Below are 17,502 nucleotides of genomic sequence, written 5' to 3' on the forward strand. Positions count from 1 at the left end.
ACTTTGTTGCTTCTCTCGAAGCGACCTCTTAATCATAACATTTTCAGTTTGCTAGGTCAATACTTTTTTTAAAAATATTTTCGCTAGGCTTGCCTTTCTATTAAAAAGACAACAAAAAGAATTATATCAGTATCATCGCTATGTGTCAAAGCTTTTTTCATTTCTTTATATAATAAAAGCGCAGCCTGTTACAGCTGCGCTTTTACTTTATACTTCTTCCGTTTCTTCCGGCTCTTCTTCATTCTTTTCCACAAGTGCCACAGTGGCTACATGCTCTTGATCAGACATGCGGATCAGACGGACGCCTTGTGTTACGCGTCCCGTAGTGGAGATATCATTAATATCCATTCTGATTAACACGCCGCTTGCCGTAATAATCATTAAGTCCTCTTCGCCTTTTGTTGCTTTCACGGTTACTAACGGACCGTTGCTGTCAGTGATTTTACATGTTTTAAGGCCTTTTCCGCCCCGGCTTTGAACTCTGTATTCTGAAGCCGGTGTGCGTTTGCCGTAGCCGTTTTCTGTCACTATGAGGACGTGGGAGTCTTCTTCAAGAATCTCCATGCCTACCACAACATCATCGTCTGTCAGCGTGATGCCTTTAACACCCGCAGCTGTTCGCCCCATTTGTCTTACATCTTCTTCAGGGAAACGGATCAGCAAACCGTTCTGCGTTCCGATGATGATTTGTTTCTTGCCGTCAGTCAGGCGGACGGCCATCAGTTCATCGTCTTCCCGGAGACCCAGGGCGATCAGCCCGTTATTCCGTATATTCGCAAACTGGGACAGTGCCGTACGTTTCGACACCCCTTGTTTGGTCGTAAAGAAGAGATATTGCTCCTCATCAAACGTGCTGACCGGAATAATGGCATTAATCCATTCGCCTTTTTCAACTTCCAGAAGGTTAATAATCGGAATGCCTTTTGCCGTACGTCCGTATTCAGGGATTTCATATCCTTTAGAACGGTATACCTTCCCTTTATTAGAGAAGAACAGGATCGTATCGTGCGTTGATGTGGAAATTAAGTGTTCCACAAAGTCATCTTCATTCGTTCCCATTCCCTGTACGCCTTTTCCGCCCCGTTTTTGGCTGCGGTATGTGGACGCCGGGAGACGTTTAACATAGCCGTTATGGGTCAGTGTGATGACGATATTTTCTCTCTCGATAAGATCTTCATCTTCAATTGTTTCAAGACCGGACGTCACGATTTCAGTGCGTCTCTCATCATTGAAACGCTCTTTGATTTCATTGAGCTCTTCACGGATGATCTCAAGAACTCTTTCTTCATTGGCTAAAATATCTTTCAGCTCGGCGATAAGCGCAACAAGTGATTGATATTCCTCTTCAATCTTTTCGCGCTCCAGACCGGTTAATCGCTGAAGGCGCATATCCAGAATGGCTTGCGCTTGTTTTTCAGTCAGTGAGAATTGTTCGATCAAACCCGTTCTCGCAATTTCAGCCGTCTGGGAACTGCGGATAAGAGAAATAACGGCATCTAAATGATCGAGAGCGATTCTTAAACCTTCCAGAATGTGAGCTCTCGCTTCCGCTTTGCGGAGTTCGTAAGCCGTTCTGCGCCGGATCACAACCTTTTGGTGATCAAGATAATGCTCCAGACATTGTTTCAGGCTCAGCACCTTCGGCTGTCCGTCAACGAGCGCCAGCAGGTTGATTCCGAAAGACGTCTGCAGGGCCGTTTGTTTGTACAGGTTATTCAAAATGACGTGAGCATTGGCGTCACGGCGGATCTCAATGACGATTCTCATTCCGTTACGGTCGGATTCGTCTCGCAGGTCGGTAATTCCTTCGATTTTTTTGTCCCGGACAAGATCTGCGATTTTTTCAATTAATCTCGCTTTGTTCACCTGATAAGGAAGTTCCGTAACAATAATTCTTTCTTTTCCTGATGATGTCTCTTCGATTTCAGCCTTAGCCCGGATTGTGATTGATCCCCGTCCGGATTCATATGCCTTGCGGATGCCGCTCCGGCCCAAAATCTGACCAGCAGTCGGAAAATCCGGGCCCGGGATGTATTCCATCAGCTCCTGGTTTGTAATCTCAGGATTCTCACTTACGGCAAGCACGCCTTCAATGACTTCTCCAAGCTGATGCGGAGGAATGTTTGTCGCCATTCCGACCGCAATACCGGCAGCCCCGTTTACGAGCAGATTCGGAAATCTCGAAGGCATGACGGCAGGCTCTCTTTCTGAACCGTCATAGTTATCTTGATAGTCAATCGTGTCTTTCGTAATGTCACGCAGAATTTCCATTGCGATTTTTGACATTCTCGCTTCTGTGTAACGCATCGCGGCCGCTGAGTCGCCGTCAACCGAACCGAAGTTGCCGTGTCCGTCAACAAGCATGTAGCGGTAGTTAAAATCCTGCGCCATTCTGACCATTGATTCGTAAACCGCTGAGTCACCGTGCGGGTGGTACTTACCGATAACTTCACCGACGATACGGGCAGATTTTTTATATGGTTTGTCACTGGTCATGCCTAAATCATTCATTGCGTACAAAATCCGTCTGTGAACCGGCTTCAGACCGTCACGCACATCCGGAAGCGCCCGGGATACGATAACGCTCATTGCATAGTCCAGGAAAGATGTCCGCATTTCCTGACTGATATTGACTTCACGTACTTGTGGTGTGTTTTGTTCACTCATTAAAAAAACCTCCCTGAAGTATCACATGAAATAATGTGGGAGTAGATTGTCCATTATGATCTTCAATACGATTTCACTATTCTCCATTATATCAATAAACTTGTGTTTATACACATTAATTTAGTAGAATATACGGGTTTTGCGGGTTTTCAGAGGCTTTAGAAGCCGCTTTGAGAAAAAAGCCTTATTTCTTAACGAAAATAAGGCTTTCTTGGTTAAATATCAAGATTTTTCACGTATCTGGCGTTTGCTTCTATGAAGTTTCTCCGCGGTTCTACTTTGTCACCCATCAGCATTTCAAAAGTCTCGTCAGCGTCCATTGCATCTTCAAGATTGACTTGCAGAAGCGTTCTGGTCGCAGGGTCCATTGTCGTTTCCCAAAGCTGAGTCGCGTTCATTTCTCCAAGACCTTTATAACGCTGGAGGCCGGGCTTAGGCGATTGCGGAAGCTCTTTTAACAGCTCATCAAGCTGCTTATCGTTATAAGCGTATTCCACCCGTTTTCCCTGCTGCACTTTATAAAGCGGCGGCTGGGCAATGTAGACATAGCCGTTTTCGATGATTTCCCGCATGTATCTGTAGAAGAACGTTAATAAAAGCGTTCTGATGTGGGCGCCGTCAACATCGGCATCCGTCATGATGACCACTTTATGATAACGCGCTTTTTCAAGATTAAAATCTTCGCCGATTCCTGTTCCGAGGGCCGTGATCATTGATCTGACCTCATTGTTTGAGAGAATCTTATCAAGTCTGGCTTTCTCAACGTTCAGAATCTTACCGCGCAGCGGCAGAATGGCTTGGAAATGGCGGTCCCGTCCCTGTTTCGCTGATCCGCCCGCAGAGTCACCCTCTACGATATACAGCTCGGAAATGCTCGGATCTTTAGAAGAACAGTCCGCCAGTTTGCCCGGCAGATTGGAAATCTCAAGCGCACTTTTGCGGCGGGTCAATTCCCGCGCTTTTTTCGCTGCCATCCGCGCTCTTGCGGCCATTAAACCTTTTTCAACGATTTTGCGGGCTGAGTCCGGATTTTCAAGAAGGAATGTTTCCAGCGCAGAAGAAAACAGCGTATCAGTGATCGTTCTCGCTTCAGAGTTGCCGAGCTTGGTTTTCGTCTGCCCTTCGAATTGCGGATCAGGGTGCTTAATTGAAATAATGGCAGTCAGCCCTTCTCTCACATCATCCCCGCTTAAATTCGGATCATTTTCTTTGAAAATCCCTTTTCTTCTCGCATAGTCGTTTATGACACGGGTCAGACCGGTTTTAAATCCGGCTTCGTGCGTCCCGCCTTCGTATGTGTTGATATTATTTGTGAAAGAATAAATATTGCTTGTATAGCTGTCGTTGTATTGCAATGCAACTTCAACCGTTATGCCGTCTTTCTCGCCTTCGATATAAATCGGCTCTTCATGAACGACTTCTTTGGAACGGTTTAAGTACTCAACATAGCTTTTGATTCCGCCTTCGTAGTGGTACTCGTTTTTCCGTTCTTGTCCTTCACGTTTGTCTTCAATCGTGATGTTTACGCCTTTTGTCAGGAAGGCCAATTCCCGGACACGGTTTGAAAGCAGATCATAGTCGTATACAGTTGTTTCTTTGAAGATTTCCGGATCCGGAACGAAGTGCGTAATCGTTCCGGTCTTATCAGTATCACCGATCACTTCAAGATCGGCCACAGGCACACCGCGCTCGTACGCCTGATAGTGGATTTTTCCGTCACGATGAACCGTAACGTCAAGAGTGGTCGACAAGGCGTTTACAACGGACGCCCCTACACCGTGAAGACCGCCGGATACTTTATATCCACTTCCGTCAAATTTACCGCCGGCGTGGAGAACGGTCATGATGACTTCAACCGCAGGGCGGCCCATCTTCTCCTGGATACCGACCGGAATTCCGCGCCCGTTGTCCTTAACGGTAATGCTGTTATCTTTTTCAATCTCGATATTAATATCTGTACAATAACCGGCCAGGGCCTCGTCAATACTGTTATCGACGATTTCCCACACCAAGTGGTGAAGGCCTTTGCTGTTAGTTGATCCGATGTACATCCCCGGTCTCTTTCGAACAGCTTCCAAACCTTCTAATACCTGTATCTGATTCTCATCATAACTATTTTGCTGCTGTTCCATAGCCATGCACATTCACCTACACTTTTCTTAAACGATATATTCATTGTAAAGATCCGCTAAGAATCTATTTCTAACATAAATTGCGCACGTTTCTTCAGTGTGCCGGAAGATAAGGGAGAGTAATATATATTCTCAGTCGTGACTACGATAGACTTTGGCGTGCCGTTTACGGACGGCACTACTTTTTCTTTCTGTCTGTCCAGAAATTCTTCAACGATCGGCGATACATTGACCTTGCAGTCAAAAATGCCGACGATATCGCGTGTTGAAACGACAAAGTCGTCACCTAAATGAATATACAATCGCTCACCTCATTTCTTCACTTCACTAACGTACCGTTTTCCACACGGAACATTCCTGCTTGATGTAAGGTATCGTGGTCAATGCCATCCACGCTTGTCGTGGTGACAAATGTCTGCACACGGCCTTGGATCGTATGAAGCAAATGGGACTGTCGGTAATCATCCAGCTCGCTTAGTACATCATCCAAAAGTAAAATGGGGTATTCTCCGATTTCTTCATGAATCAAATCTATTTCGGCCAGCTTCAAAGACAAAGCCGTCGTACGCTGCTGTCCCTGCGAACCGTACGTCTGCACATCGCGTCCGTTCACATAAAAAAGGACATCATCCCGATGCGGTCCGAATAATGTGACGCCTCGTTCTATTTCTTTTTCTTTTAATTTCGAAAAAGACTCCTGGTAGCTGTTACCTATTTTCGACAAATCTTTGGGATCTGATACATCAAGCGCCGTGTGATACTTAAGCGTCAGTTCTTCAAGTCCCCGGGAAATGCCGGAATGGATCGGCTGCGCCCATTTTTCAAGCTGCGCCGTAAACTGCAGACGTTTGGCGACAACTTTTGCGGCTGCTTCAATCAGCTGATCAGTGAGAACGTCAAGCATAGTCCGGTCAGTCTGTTTCCGGCTTTGCAGCTGTTTCAGAAAATGATTCCGCTGTGAAAGGATTTTTTGATAAAGAGATAAATCATACAGATAAACGGCAGAAACCTGCCCGATCTCCATATCGAGAAATCTCCTCCTCACCTGAGGGCTTCCTTTGACGAGATTTAAATCCTCGGGGGCAAACATAATGGTGTTCAGCGCTCCGACATACTGACTGAGTTTTTGCTGCTCTATATGATTGACCTTGCCCTTTTTACCTTTTTTGGAGATGACAAGCTGCATCGGGATGTCCCCGTTGCGCTTCATCACTCTTCCTTCTATTTTAGCATAGTCTTCGTCCCACCGTATAAGTTCTTTGTCATTTGAGGTGCGGTGTGATTTTGCCATCGAAAGGACATAGATGGCTTCCATCAGATTGGTTTTGCCTTGGGCATTTTCCCCGATGATCACATTCACCTTGTTTTCGAATTGAAGCTCAGCGCGCTCATAATTACGGTAGGATGTTAATTCTAAATTTTGGATATACAACCGCTGTCACCCGCTTTAATTGACGACTTGAAATGAACCAAATCCTTCAATCGCGACCACGTCTCCAACGTAAAGCTTTCTGCCGCGGCGATTGTCAGGTTCATTGTTGACAGTCACCTCATGCTCGCTCAGAAACCATTTCGCCATGCCGCCGGACTGAATCACATCGGCTAATTTTAAAAACTGGCCAAGCGTAATCATTTCTGTATCAATCGAAATCGGATTTGCCATAATATCGACCTCTTTCAAATATCACTAATATCTAATTGTACTAAAAAATCCTGAAATAAGGAAAGGGAAAACTTGAGGGAGCGGCTGATGAATAGAAAAGCTGCCGAACTAAGCCGGCAGCACATTCTGTTTGATTAATACGTTCTGACCGGAAGGATGAGCTGAACGATGGTTTCATCATTCGGCGTACGGATAAGAAACGGTCTCATCGCTCCCGTAAAGCTGATACGGATGTCCGCTCCTTCAAGTACTTTCAGTGCGTCCATCATATATTTTGGACTGAATGAAATATTTAATTCCTCGCCGTCAATCTGGTCAGCCAGCACAGCTTCGACCACTTTCCCGATTTCCGGAGAATTTGATGAAATCTCCAGCGAATCCGCCGGTTTGGCAGAAAGCTTTACAACGTTGTTGCGGCCTTCTCTCGCCAATAAAGAAGCACGGTCTATCGCCTGTAAAAATTCCTTCGTGTTCACGACGATTTCCGTTTTGCTTTCCTGCGGAATTAAGCTGGTCGTGTCCGGATAGTTTCCGTCAAGCAATCTTGAGAAGAACAATACGTTTTTCGCTTTGAACAGCACTTGGGTTTCTGTAATCACGATATCAACCAGTTCTTGGTTGTCATCAAGAATTTTGCTCAGCTCGGTTAAGCTTTTCCCGGGAATGACCACGTTATAAGAGCTGTCTTCCGGAATATCAAGCTTCGCCTTTCTTAAAGCGAGTCGGTGGCTATCCGTGGCAGTGCATAATAATTCACCGTTTTCGACTTTCCAGTTTACACCTGTCAAGATAGGGCGTGTTTCTGAGGCGGACACAGCGAACACGGTTTGGCGGATCAGGTTTTTCAAAAGATCCGTCGGAATCTGAATGGCGTGATGCTCTTCGATTTGCGGTAGATGCGGATATTCATCTGCATCAAGGCCGTTTAAATTAAATTCGGCTTTTCCGGAACGGATAATCGTTAAATATTGATTTTGAACTTCGATTTCAACAGTCGCCATCGGCAGTTTTTTAACGATTTCGCTGAAGAAACGCGCTTGCAGCACGATACTTCCCGGCTGATCGATCGTCACGATTTCTTTATCATCTTCTTCTTTCGGAATGAATGACTCGATTGAAATATCAGAGTCACTTCCTGTGAAAGATACTCCTTCATCTGAGGCGACGATCTTAATACCGGTGAGAATGGGAATTGTGGTTCTGGATGAAACGGCTTTTAGAACGTCTTGTACACTTTCGACTAAACGATCTTTTTGAATCGTAAATTTCATGTTTATCCTCCTAACGGATAATATAATTAATATATTTTAAAAATAGCAGTAGTAATAGTAGGGCCTGTGGATTTGTGGATAAGTTGTGAAAAAGACAGGAAACACAGCCTATCCACATGTGGACAGACTGTGTATGGCTATGAAAAAGTTATTCACACTTTCCCCGACTCATCCGAGGGCACTATTATTTAAGCAGTTCTTTTATTTCTTTCACCTGCTGCTGAAGCTGCTCGTCATCAATCAGCAGTTTTGAAATCTTTTCGTGGGCGTGAATGACGGTTGTATGGTCTCTGCCGCCAAATTCTTCCCCGATTTTAGGCAAAGAAGAATCCGTCATTTCTCTTGAAAGATACATCGCAATTTGTCTTGGGAACGCCACGGATTTCGTGCGCTTTTTCGCTTTGAAATCTTCAAGCTTAATGTTGAACTGCTGTCCGACAATCCGCTGAATCTCTTTTATCGTAATGACCTTCGGCTTTGAAGACGGAATAATATCTTTCAATGCTTCTGCAGCCAGGTCTGCGTTAATGTCTTTATTGATTAAGGATGAATAGGCGACAACCCGGATTAATGCCCCTTCCAGTTCGCGGATGTTGCTGTCAATCTGATTTGCGATGTAAAGCATGACCTCGTTCGGAATATCAAGGCCTTCCGCCTTCGCTTTCTTTCTCAGGATGGCAATCCGCGTTTCCAGATCCGGCGGTGTGATATCCGTAATCAATCCCCATTCGAACCGCGAACGCAGGCGGTCTTCAAGGGTCGGGATCTCTTTCGGCGGTCTGTCGCTGGAAATCACGATTTGTTTGCTTTCTTCATGAAGCGTGTTGAATGTATGGAAAAACTCTTCCTGTGTTTGTTCTTTTCCGGCTAAAAATTGAATATCATCTATCAAAAGTACATCAACGTTCCGGTAGCGGTTGCGGAAATCAACGGCTTTATTATCGCGGATTGAGTTGATGAATTCATTTGTGAATTTTTCAGAAGACAGGTACACCACTTTGGCTGAAGGATTATGATCAATGACATAATGGCCGATCGCGTGCATTAAGTGGGTTTTTCCTAAGCCGACTCCCCCGTATATAAATAAAGGGTTGTACGCTTTAGCGGGTGCTTCCGCCACAGCCAGTGATGCTGCATGGGCGAATCGGTTTCCCGATCCGATGACGAATGTGTCGAATGTATATTTCGGGTTGAGCATGCTTTGGGGAAAATCAGACGGTTCCTCTTTTGCCGCTTTTTTCACTTGCGGTTTCGGTAAAAAGTCTTCTTCGTCCTGATTTTGAGGAATGACAAATTTGACGCTCAATTCTTCCCCGGTTAATTCATATATGGTATCTGCAATGAGATGTAAGTACCTGGACTCCAGCCAGTCTCTGGCAAATTCATTAGGAGCGGTGATGGTTAAGGTATCTCCTTGCAGCGAATGGGCTTTCGTCGACTTCATCCAAGTTTCGAAACTCGGTTTGCTTAGCTTTTTCTCAATTTGAGCTAGAGCTTGATTCCAAAGATCCAATATATTCTCCATTATCCGGCACAGCCCTCCTTTTCTTTAAAAATCAGCGCCCTTTCCCTGTTATAGAACACAAAAAAAGAGCATATGGCTCTGACCATTCGTACACACGAAATGTTGAAAACATATAGTATAGTAGAAAAATAGCTTTTCGACAAATTCCACAAGTTGTGGACAACAATCTACACAAGCTGTGTGAAAACAATCCACAACTTATCCACAAATTGTGGATAAGGAGAATGGACTGGATAAGTAATTAAGAGTTAAAACACAAATATAATATCAAATTAAGCGAGGACTTGCAATGGTTCTCGTAATCTTATCCACAAACCTGACAACTTGTTGAAAAATCTTTGTCCACAGGGGTTAGCAATGTGAAAATGTTGTCAATAACGATTGTGGATATTAAAAAAAGACCGAAAAATTATCCACATGTCGTTTTTTCGAGGGAGCGCGGCTTTTTTTTGTGCGTTAAAAAAAGGAATATGAAAAATAAGGTTTCTAAACTGGTTAAGGTATGTTATCCTATTATGGTTGTAAGAAATAAAAGCACTGCTGAAGTTGACAATGAATAGGCAGCACAAATATAATAAGTAAGACTGTCTTTAACAGCTATTCCTCGAGGGAGGTGTCATAAATGAAAAGAACATTCCAACCGAATAACCGTAAACGCAGTAAAGTTCATGGCTTCAGAAGCCGTATGAGTTCAAAAAACGGTCGTCTAGTATTAGCACGCCGTCGCCGCAAAGGCAGAAAAGTATTATCAGCTTAGGCCACTGAATAATGTCAGTGGTCTTTTTTCACATTAAGAGAGTGAGATGTCATGCGTCGCCCGGTACTGGAGAAATTTCTTCAGTATTCCGGCGGCCCGTTTTTTTTAGATAGAAATAAAAGTTTCTGCGAGTGAATATCGGAGTGAATTAAAGTGAAGAAGCGAAATCGGTTAAAGAAAAATGAAGATTTTCAAAAAGTGTTTAAACGCGGAACGTCTATGGCAAACCGCCAGTTCGTGCTGTATACGCTTGATCAGCCGAAACAGGAAGAGCTCCGGGTAGGGCTTTCTGTCAGTAAAAAAATCGGCAATGCCGTCGTGCGCAATCGGGTGAAGCGGTTAATAAGGCAGGCTGTTCAGGAGGAAAAAGAGCTGCTCAAGCCGAAAGATTTTATTATTATCGCAAGAAAACCCGCCGGCGACCTCAGTTTTGAAGAAACGAAAAAGAGTCTGCAGCACTTATTCAGAAAAACCTCATTATATAAGAAATCTTCGTCAAAATAGCTCATATTTTGTTTTCTTCACGTTTTTAAAAGCGCTTCCTTTTATTTGGCGAAAAATGAACGCCATTTGAAACTGAAAGATGCTAAAATACATACAAGGTTTATAAAGATTGGTATAGGAGGAAACGTTCTTGAAAAGGAGAATATGGTTACTACTGAGTATGGTCGGTATGCTCGTGCTGCTGGCCGGGTGCTCGAGTGTGAAAGAGCCGATTACGGCGAATAGTCCGCATTTCTGGGACAAATATGTTGTGTATCCATTGTCAGAAGTCATTACGTACGTAGCGAAACTGACGGGCGATAACTATGGTTTATCGATCATCATCGTTACGATTTTAATTCGTCTGCTGATTCTGCCGCTGATGATCAAGCAGCTTCGAAGCTCAAAAGCGATGCAGGCGCTGCAGCCTGAAATGCAGAAGCTCAGAGAAAAATACAGCTCTAAAGATCAAAAAACGCAGCAGAAGCTTCAGCAGGAAACAATGGCCCTGTTTTCAAAGCACGGGGTAAACCCGCTGGCGGGATGTTTCCCGATCCTGATTCAAATGCCGATTTTGATCGGATTCTACCACGCCATTATGCGTACGCAAGCCATTTCACAGCACAGCTTTTTATGGTTTGACCTAGGAGAGAAGGATCCTTACTATATTCTTCCTATCGTTGCCGGTGTGGCCACTTTTGTCCAGCAGAAGCTGATGATGGCCGGAAATCCGACTCAGAATCCTCAAATGGCAATGATGGTATGGATTATGCCGATCATGATCATCGTATTTGCGATCAACTTCCCGAGCGCGCTTTCTCTGTATTGGGTAGTCGGAAACCTGTTTATGATTGCTCAGACATTCCTTATTAAAGGACCTGACATTAAACACGATCCGGAAACGCAGAAAGCGGGAGGAAAGAAAAAGTGAAGAAGGTGACTGCTGCGGGACGGAATGTCGAAGAAGCAGTTCAATCAGGCCTTCAGGAACTTCAACTGACGAAAGATCAAGTAGAAATAACGGTGGTGCAAGAAGAATATAAAGGGTTTTTGGGTATTTTCGGAAAAAAGAATGCGATCGTAGAACTGGAAGAGAAAAGAAATCCTGTTCAGGAAGCGAAAGCGTATTTGGAAGAAATCATCCATTCCATTGCCGGGCCTTCTGAGATTGTTACGGAAGAAAACAAGAAAACAGTCTGTTTTCACATTAAAGGTGAAAAAGCGGCGCTGCTTATTGGCAAAAGAGGACAAACACTCAATGCCCTGGAAACATTGACGCAGCTTGTTTTGAACCGCGGCTCCGGCCAGTATCGCCAAGCTGTTGTCGACGCTGAGAATTATCGGCGGAAAAGAAGAGAAATTTTGGATCAGCTGGCAAACAGGCTGGCCAAGCAAGTGTCGAAAACGAAAAAAGATGTGCATTTAGAACCGATGCCGTCAGGTGAAAGAAAAATCATCCATGACGCGCTGTCAAAGCATCCAAATATCAAAACGTTTTCTACCGGTGAAGGCCGGTACCGCCATCTCGTTATTTCCCATAAAGATAGCAGAAAACCGAAGTCCGGGTAAAATCGGAACTTCGGTTTTTTTATTGGTAAAAGTGGCTCTATTCCTAAGCAGAATCGCATTTTTAGCGTTTAAGTTTTTTCTTTTTCGGTCTATGCTGTTGATAAAAAAGGTTTTAGGAAATAAAATTAATTGTTATTCACATGTGGATAAGTTAAAGTAATAAGGGATGAATTTCTGCCTTTGTGGATAACGTATCTTCCACTTCAAACCAAACTATGTTATCTTTTAATTTTGGCGTAAATAAAATTTTTTATATAGATGGAAACAGAGATAAAGAGAGGTGAACAGCATGGATACAATTGCAGCGATTTCAACTCCGATGGGTGAAGGCGCGATCGCGATCGTTCGGCTGAGCGGCCCGGAAGCCGTAAAGATCGCCGACAAAATGTACAAGGGTCCGAAAGGCAAAACGCTCAGTTCGGCAGAATCGCATACCATTCATTACGGGCATATCGCGGACAGCACGACGGGACGGATTATTGAGGAAGTCATGGTGTCTGTTTTAAGAGCGCCCAGAACATTCACAAGGGAAGATGTCATTGAAATCAACTGTCACGGGGGTATTGTGACGGTTAATCAGGTGCTCCAGCTTGCTTTAAGGGAAGGCGCGAGACTGGCAGAACCCGGTGAGTTTACGAAGCGCGCATTTTTAAACGGACGGATTGACCTTTCACAGGCGGAAGCGGTGATGGATCTGATCAGGGCCAAAACGGACCGTGCCATGAATGTCGCCATGAACCAGATGGAAGGACGGCTTTCCGCGCTTGTCCGCCGTCTGCGTGATGAGCTGTTAGAAACACTTGCCCATGTTGAGGTTAATATAGATTATCCGGAATATGATGACGTCGAAGAAATGACGCATCAGCTTTTAGTGGAGAAGGCAAGCGGCGTGAAGAAAGAAATCGAGGCGCTGCTCCGTACGTCTGAGCAGGGGAAAATTTTGCGTGAGGGACTGTCTACCGTGATCATCGGCCGTCCGAACGTCGGAAAATCCTCTCTGCTTAACAGCCTTGTCCATGAAACGAAGGCGATCGTAACCGATATTCCGGGAACGACGCGTGATGTGATTGAGGAATATGTCAACGTGCGAGGCGTGCCGCTTCGGCTTGTCGATACCGCCGGAATCCGTGAGACAGAAGACATCGTCGAAAGAATCGGTGTGGAACGGTCACGGCAGGTTCTGAAGGAAGCGGATCTCATTTTGCTTGTGCTTAACCACAGCGAAGAGCTTTCTGAAGAAGATGTAAAATTGTTTGAAGCGGTTGAGGGAATGGACGTCATTGTCATTATGAATAAGACGGACCTTGAGGCTAAGATTGACGCTGAGCGCGTCAAGGAACTGGCGAAAGGCCGGCCTGTCGTCACGACCTCATTGCTGAAAGAAGAAGGCATTCAAGATTTAGAGGAAGCGATTCAGTCGCTATTTTATACAGGAGCGATCGAAAGCGGAGATCTCACCTATGTCAGCAACACCCGTCATATCTCGATTCTGCATCAGGCAAAGCAAGCGATTGATGATGCGCTGAACGGAATTGAACAGGATGTTCCGATTGATATGGTCCAAATTGATTTGACAAGGTGCTGGGAGCTGCTGGGCGAAATCATCGGTGATGCCGTCCACGAAAGCTTAATTGATCAGCTCTTTTCACAATTTTGTTTAGGTAAATAAAAGGGAGGAAAAAACCATGGGGTATGAAGCAGGCCAATACGACGTGATTGTCATCGGCGCCGGGCATGCCGGTGTTGAGGCTGCCCTCGCATCCGCGCGCCAGGGAGCCAAAACGCTTGTTTTGACGATTAATCTTGATATGGTTGCGTTTATGCCATGTAATCCGTCTGTCGGCGGCCCCGCGAAAGGGATTGTCGTCCGCGAAATTGACGCGCTCGGCGGAGAAATGGCTAGAAATATAGATAAAACTCATATTCAAATGAGAATGCTGAATACAGGAAAAGGTCCGGCCGTACGGGCGCTGCGTGCGCAGGCGGATAAATTCCAATATCAGCACGAAATGAAGCATACGCTGGAAAAAACACCGAATTTGACACTTCTTCAAGGGATTGCCGAGCGTTTAATCATTGAAGACGGGGAGTGCCGCGGTGTCATTACGCAAACCGGTGCTGAATATAAAGCAAAAACGGTCGTGCTGACAACCGGAACGTATTTAAGAGGGCGGATCATTCTCGGTGATTTGTCTTACTCAAGCGGTCCGAATAACCAGCAGCCGTCTATTAAACTTTCTGAGCACTTAGAGGAGCTCGGTTTTGATCTCGTCCGTTTTAAAACGGGCACGCCTCCTCGTGTCTCAAGCGATTCCATTGATTACAGCAAAACAGAAATCCAGCCGGGGGACCCGGTTCCGCGCGCTTTCTCATATGAAACGGTTGAATACATTACCGATCAGCTGCCTTGCTGGCTGACTTACACGAGTCCTGAGACTCATGAGATCATCGACAGCAACCTGCATCGTTCGCCAATGTATTCCGGTATGATTAAAGGAACGGGACCGAGATACTGTCCTTCGATTGAAGATAAAGTCGTTCGGTTTAATGATAAACCGCGTCATCAGATTTTCCTTGAGCCGGAAGGCAGAAATACGCAGGAAGTATACGTTCAAGGTTTATCCACGAGTCTTCCTGAGGACGTGCAGCAGCGGATGCTGGCGACCATTCCGGGACTGGAAAAGGTGCAGATGATGAGAGCCGGATACGCGATTGAGTATGACGCGATTGTACCGACGCAGCTCTGGCCTACACTGGAGACGAAAAAAATCCCTAACCTGTACACAGCCGGTCAAATTAACGGTACATCAGGTTATGAGGAAGCAGCCGGGCAAGGAATTATGGCAGGGATCAACGCAGGCCGCAAAGCGCTTGGAAAAGAAGAAGTGATCCTCAGCCGTTCCGATGCTTATATCGGTGTATTGATTGATGATTTGGTAACGAAAGGAACCAATGAACCGTACCGTCTGCTGACTTCACGGGCGGAATACAGACTGCTGCTCCGTCACGACAACGCCGATCTTCGTCTGACGGAAATCGGCCACGATATCGGCTTAATTTCTGATGAGCGCTATGAAGCGTTTGAGAAGAAAAAAGCGGCGATCGAGGCAGAGAAAAAACGTCTCTGGTCTGTTATTATCAAGCCGTCTCCTGAGAATCAGGAATATATCCGTTCACTCGGCGGAAGCGAGCTGAAAGACGGAGTGCGCGGCACAGATTTAATGAAACGTCCGGAAATGAACTATGAAACAGTGACAAAACTTGCACCTGCAGATTCTCCGGTTCCGCAAGATGTGGCGGAACAAGTGGAAATTCAGGTGAAATATGAAGGATATATCGAAAAATCCTTGCAGCAAGTGGAAAAGCTGAAGAAAATGGAAAACAAAAAAATCCCTGATCGGATTGATTATGACGCCATTAAAGGAATTGCTACTGAAGCCCGTCAAAAGCTGAAAGAAGTGCGTCCTTTATCAGTTGCTCAAGCATCCCGTATTTCCGGCGTCAATCCGGCAGACATTTCAATCCTGCTGGTATACCTGGAGCAGGGCCGTATTGCCAAGGTAGCTGAATAGAAAGGATGACGGCATGAATATAGAGGAATTTACATCCAGTTTAGCGGAGAAAGGGATTTCCCTTTCTGACCGCCAGCTGGAGCAATTCGAGTTGTATTACCGGATGCTCGTGGAATGGAACGAAAAAATGAATCTGACATCCATCACTGAGAAAAAGGAAGTTTATCTCAAGCATTTTTATGATTCGATAACGGCGGCATTTTATATTGATTTTGAAAAGGTCACCACTCTTTGTGATGTCGGCGCCGGCGCCGGTTTTCCAAGCCTGCCCATCAAAATCTGCTTCCCTCATCTGCATGTCACCATCGTCGATTCACTGAATAAGCGGATTACGTTTTTGGAAACTCTCTCTGATGCTTTACAATTAGAGCATACGACATTTGTCCATGACAGAGCGGAGACATTCGGACAACGGAAAGACGTACGGGAAAGCTTCGATCTCGTGACGGCCCGTGCGGTGGCGCGTCTGTCGGTCCTGAGTGAGCTTTGTCTGCCGCTGGCCAAGAAAAACGGCGTATTTGCCGCACTAAAAGCAGCAGCAGCTGATGAAGAGCTGAAAGCGGGGCAAAAGGCGATTAAAGTATTGGGAGGAGAGCTTGAACAAGTTCATTCCTTTACACTTCCTGTTGAAGAAAGTGAACGGAACATTATGATCATTCGCAAGACGAAAAGCACTCCGAAAAAATATCCGAGAAAACCGGGTACTCCAAATAAATCGCCAATTGAAGGGTAATTTAGACAGCCTGATGTGACAATTCCATCATATTTTCTGCAAAATTGATGAAGATACAGCAGGAAAAACCATGAGAAAATAGAATTATAAAAATGGCAGTTTTTAAAGGTGGTGTAGGTATATGAAGCATTCATTCTCTCGTTTCTTCGGGTTTGGTGAGAAGGAAGAGGAACCGGAGATAGCTGAGCATGATACAAACAAAGAAGAGATACTCGAAATACCGGTACATGCTATCGTTCCCAACCGTTTTCAGCCACGCACCATTTTCTCAGATGAAAAAATCAAAGAGTTAGCAATGACTATCCATACACACGGCATCATTCAGCCGATTGTTGTCAGACATACAGAAGATGAAGGACAATATGAGCTCATTGCGGGTGAAAGGCGCTGGAGAGCGGTACAGACGCTTGAATGGGAGAAGATTCCCGCAATTATTAAAGATTTTTCTGATACGGAAACAGCATCTGTCGCTTTGATTGAAAACCTGCAAAGGGAAGAATTGTCCTCCATTGAGGAAGCTCATGCGTACGCAAGGCTGTTAGAACTTCATGATTTAACACAGGAAGCCTTGGCACAGCGCTTAGGAAAAGGCCAGTCAACGATTGCGAACAAGCTCCGATTGTTAAAGCTCCCGGAACCCGTCCAGGATGCGATTATGGAGAAAAAAATTACGGAACGTCATGCAAGAGCACTGATTCCGCTCAAACAGCCGGAGCTTCAGGTCACATTGCTTGCGGAAATCATTGAGAAAAGCTTAAACGTCAAGCAGACGGAAGACAGAGTGGTGAAAATGCTTGAACAGAATAAGCAGAAACCAAAGCCGAGACGCAAAGCGTTCAGCAGGGATACAAGAATTGCGATGAATACGATTCGTCAGTCACTGTCCATGGTAGAAGACAGCGGCGTCAGACTGAATACTGAAGAAGAAGAATTCGAAGAGTACATCCAGCTTACCATTCGGATACCTAAATAAAAACTCTCCTGATCAGCAGGGGAGTTTTTATTTTAATCAAAAAACTATTTTGAGATAATGATAGATTTATTGTGCACTATACATTATATATGTAAAATTTTATCTTTTTGTGTCGTGAATTGTCTTTTTACAGTCAAAAAAGTCACTTTATCGGAGA

General features: G+C 45.0%; 15 protein-coding genes. 8 read left to right on the forward strand and 7 right to left on the reverse strand.

Going from position 1 to position 17,502, the window contains the following annotated elements; all coding sequences use genetic code 11:
• Nucleotides 1-207 precede the first annotated feature (207 nt).
• The 7 genes from gyrA to dnaA form a co-directional block, all read right to left on the reverse strand.
• Nucleotides 208-2,667, reverse strand: coding sequence for a DNA gyrase subunit A (gyrA, locus tag ACNFN4_RS04865; RefSeq protein WP_115941229.1), 2,460 nt, complete (start codon nucleotides 2,665-2,667; stop codon nucleotides 208-210).
• Nucleotides 2,668-2,882: 215 nt separating this feature from the next.
• Nucleotides 2,883-4,799 carry a DNA topoisomerase (ATP-hydrolyzing) subunit B gene (gene gyrB / locus ACNFN4_RS04870; protein WP_014720600.1) on the reverse strand — a complete coding sequence of 639 codons (1,917 nt, stop codon included), beginning with the start codon at nucleotides 4,797-4,799 and terminating at the stop codon, nucleotides 2,883-2,885.
• A gap of 56 nt (nucleotides 4,800-4,855) precedes the next feature.
• Nucleotides 4,856-5,101 (reverse strand): extracellular matrix regulator RemB, encoded by a 246-nt coding sequence (gene remB, locus ACNFN4_RS04875; protein WP_004392908.1) that lies wholly within the window; start codon nucleotides 5,099-5,101, stop codon nucleotides 4,856-4,858.
• Nucleotides 5,102-5,118: 17 nt separating this feature from the next.
• The gene (gene recF, locus ACNFN4_RS04880) at nucleotides 5,119-6,231 is read right to left on the reverse strand and encodes a DNA replication/repair protein RecF (RefSeq protein WP_007409910.1); all 1,113 of its coding nucleotides are present in this window, start codon (nucleotides 6,229-6,231) and stop codon (nucleotides 5,119-5,121) included.
• Between the two features lie 15 nt (nucleotides 6,232-6,246).
• Nucleotides 6,247-6,462 (reverse strand): ribosome maturation protein RlbA, encoded by a 216-nt coding sequence (gene rlbA / locus ACNFN4_RS04885; RefSeq protein WP_004392910.1) that lies wholly within the window; start codon nucleotides 6,460-6,462, stop codon nucleotides 6,247-6,249.
• Nucleotides 6,463-6,596: 134 nt separating this feature from the next.
• The gene (dnaN, locus tag ACNFN4_RS04890; protein ID WP_014416704.1) at nucleotides 6,597-7,733 is read right to left on the reverse strand and encodes a DNA polymerase III subunit beta; all 1,137 of its coding nucleotides are present in this window, start codon (nucleotides 7,731-7,733) and stop codon (nucleotides 6,597-6,599) included.
• A 184-nt stretch (nucleotides 7,734-7,917) separates the two neighbouring features.
• On the reverse strand, nucleotides 7,918-9,258 hold the full coding sequence (gene dnaA / locus ACNFN4_RS04895) for a chromosomal replication initiator protein DnaA (protein ID WP_004392913.1): 1,341 nt from the start codon (nucleotides 9,256-9,258) through the stop codon (nucleotides 7,918-7,920).
• A gap of 622 nt (nucleotides 9,259-9,880) precedes the next feature.
• On the opposite strand from dnaA, the gene rpmH reads away from it, so the two are divergent.
• The 8 genes from rpmH (at nucleotide 9,881) to noc (ending at nucleotide 17,345) form a co-directional block, all read left to right on the forward strand.
• Nucleotides 9,881-10,015, forward strand: a complete 135-nt coding sequence (rpmH, locus tag ACNFN4_RS04900; RefSeq protein ID WP_003178075.1) for a 50S ribosomal protein L34 — start codon at nucleotides 9,881-9,883, stop codon at nucleotides 10,013-10,015.
• Nucleotides 10,016-10,168: 153 nt separating this feature from the next.
• Complete coding sequence (rnpA, locus tag ACNFN4_RS04905; protein ID WP_004392944.1) at nucleotides 10,169-10,519, forward strand: ribonuclease P protein component; 351 nt, start codon at nucleotides 10,169-10,171, stop codon at nucleotides 10,517-10,519.
• 160 nt (nucleotides 10,520-10,679) lie between these two features.
• The gene (gene spoIIIJ / locus ACNFN4_RS04910; protein ID WP_007409906.1) at nucleotides 10,680-11,429 is read left to right on the forward strand and encodes a YidC family membrane integrase SpoIIIJ; all 750 of its coding nucleotides are present in this window, start codon (nucleotides 10,680-10,682) and stop codon (nucleotides 11,427-11,429) included.
• Nucleotides 11,426-12,067, forward strand: coding sequence for an RNA-binding cell elongation regulator Jag/EloR (jag, locus tag ACNFN4_RS04915; protein WP_017418434.1), 642 nt, complete (start codon nucleotides 11,426-11,428; stop codon nucleotides 12,065-12,067). Before spoIIIJ ends, jag begins: the two co-directional genes overlap by 4 nt.
• A 289-nt stretch (nucleotides 12,068-12,356) precedes the next feature.
• Nucleotides 12,357-13,736, forward strand: a complete 1,380-nt coding sequence (gene mnmE, locus ACNFN4_RS04920) for a tRNA uridine-5-carboxymethylaminomethyl(34) synthesis GTPase MnmE (protein ID WP_007409903.1) — start codon at nucleotides 12,357-12,359, stop codon at nucleotides 13,734-13,736.
• Nucleotides 13,737-13,752: 16 nt separating this feature from the next.
• Complete coding sequence (gene mnmG, locus ACNFN4_RS04925) at nucleotides 13,753-15,639, forward strand: tRNA uridine-5-carboxymethylaminomethyl(34) synthesis enzyme MnmG (protein WP_007615086.1); 1,887 nt, start codon at nucleotides 13,753-13,755, stop codon at nucleotides 15,637-15,639.
• A 13-nt stretch (nucleotides 15,640-15,652) separates the two neighbouring features.
• The gene (rsmG, locus tag ACNFN4_RS04930; protein WP_007409901.1) at nucleotides 15,653-16,372 is read left to right on the forward strand and encodes a 16S rRNA (guanine(527)-N(7))-methyltransferase RsmG; all 720 of its coding nucleotides are present in this window, start codon (nucleotides 15,653-15,655) and stop codon (nucleotides 16,370-16,372) included.
• 121 nt (nucleotides 16,373-16,493) lie between these two features.
• Entirely contained in the window at nucleotides 16,494-17,345 is an 852-nt protein-coding gene (gene noc / locus ACNFN4_RS04935) for a nucleoid occlusion protein (protein WP_007615083.1), read from the forward strand.
• The last annotated feature ends 157 nt before the right edge of the window (nucleotides 17,346-17,502 follow it).

Source organism: Bacillus sp. N1(2025) (assembly GCF_053470005.1).

Bases quoted from the DNA above. Each gene is read 5' to 3' on its own strand.
- rpmH (WP_003178075.1), top strand. From the start codon at position 9,881: ATGAAAAGAACATTCCAACCGAATAACCGTAAACGCAGTAAAGTTCAT.
- noc (WP_007615083.1), top strand. From the start codon at position 16,494: ATGAAGCATTCATTCTCTCGTTTCTTCGGGTTTGGTGAGAAGGAAGAG.
- rlbA (WP_004392910.1), bottom strand. From the start codon at position 6,462: ATGGCAAATCCGATTTCGATTGATACAGAAATGATTACGCTTGGCCAG.
- mnmE (WP_007409903.1), top strand. From the start codon at position 12,357: ATGGATACAATTGCAGCGATTTCAACTCCGATGGGTGAAGGCGCGATC.
- dnaA (WP_004392913.1), bottom strand. From the start codon at position 9,258: ATGGAGAATATATTGGATCTTTGGAATCAAGCTCTAGCTCAAATTGAG.
- mnmG (WP_007615086.1), top strand. From the start codon at position 13,753: ATGGGGTATGAAGCAGGCCAATACGACGTGATTGTCATCGGCGCCGGG.
- dnaN (WP_014416704.1), bottom strand. From the start codon at position 7,733: ATGAAATTTACGATTCAAAAAGATCGTTTAGTCGAAAGTGTACAAGAC.
- gyrB (WP_014720600.1), bottom strand. From the start codon at position 4,799: ATGGAACAGCAGCAAAATAGTTATGATGAGAATCAGATACAGGTATTA.
- gyrA (WP_115941229.1), bottom strand. From the start codon at position 2,667: ATGAGTGAACAAAACACACCACAAGTACGTGAAGTCAATATCAGTCAG.
- rsmG (WP_007409901.1), top strand. From the start codon at position 15,653: ATGAATATAGAGGAATTTACATCCAGTTTAGCGGAGAAAGGGATTTCC.
- spoIIIJ (WP_007409906.1), top strand. From the start codon at position 10,680: ATGGTCGGTATGCTCGTGCTGCTGGCCGGGTGCTCGAGTGTGAAAGAG.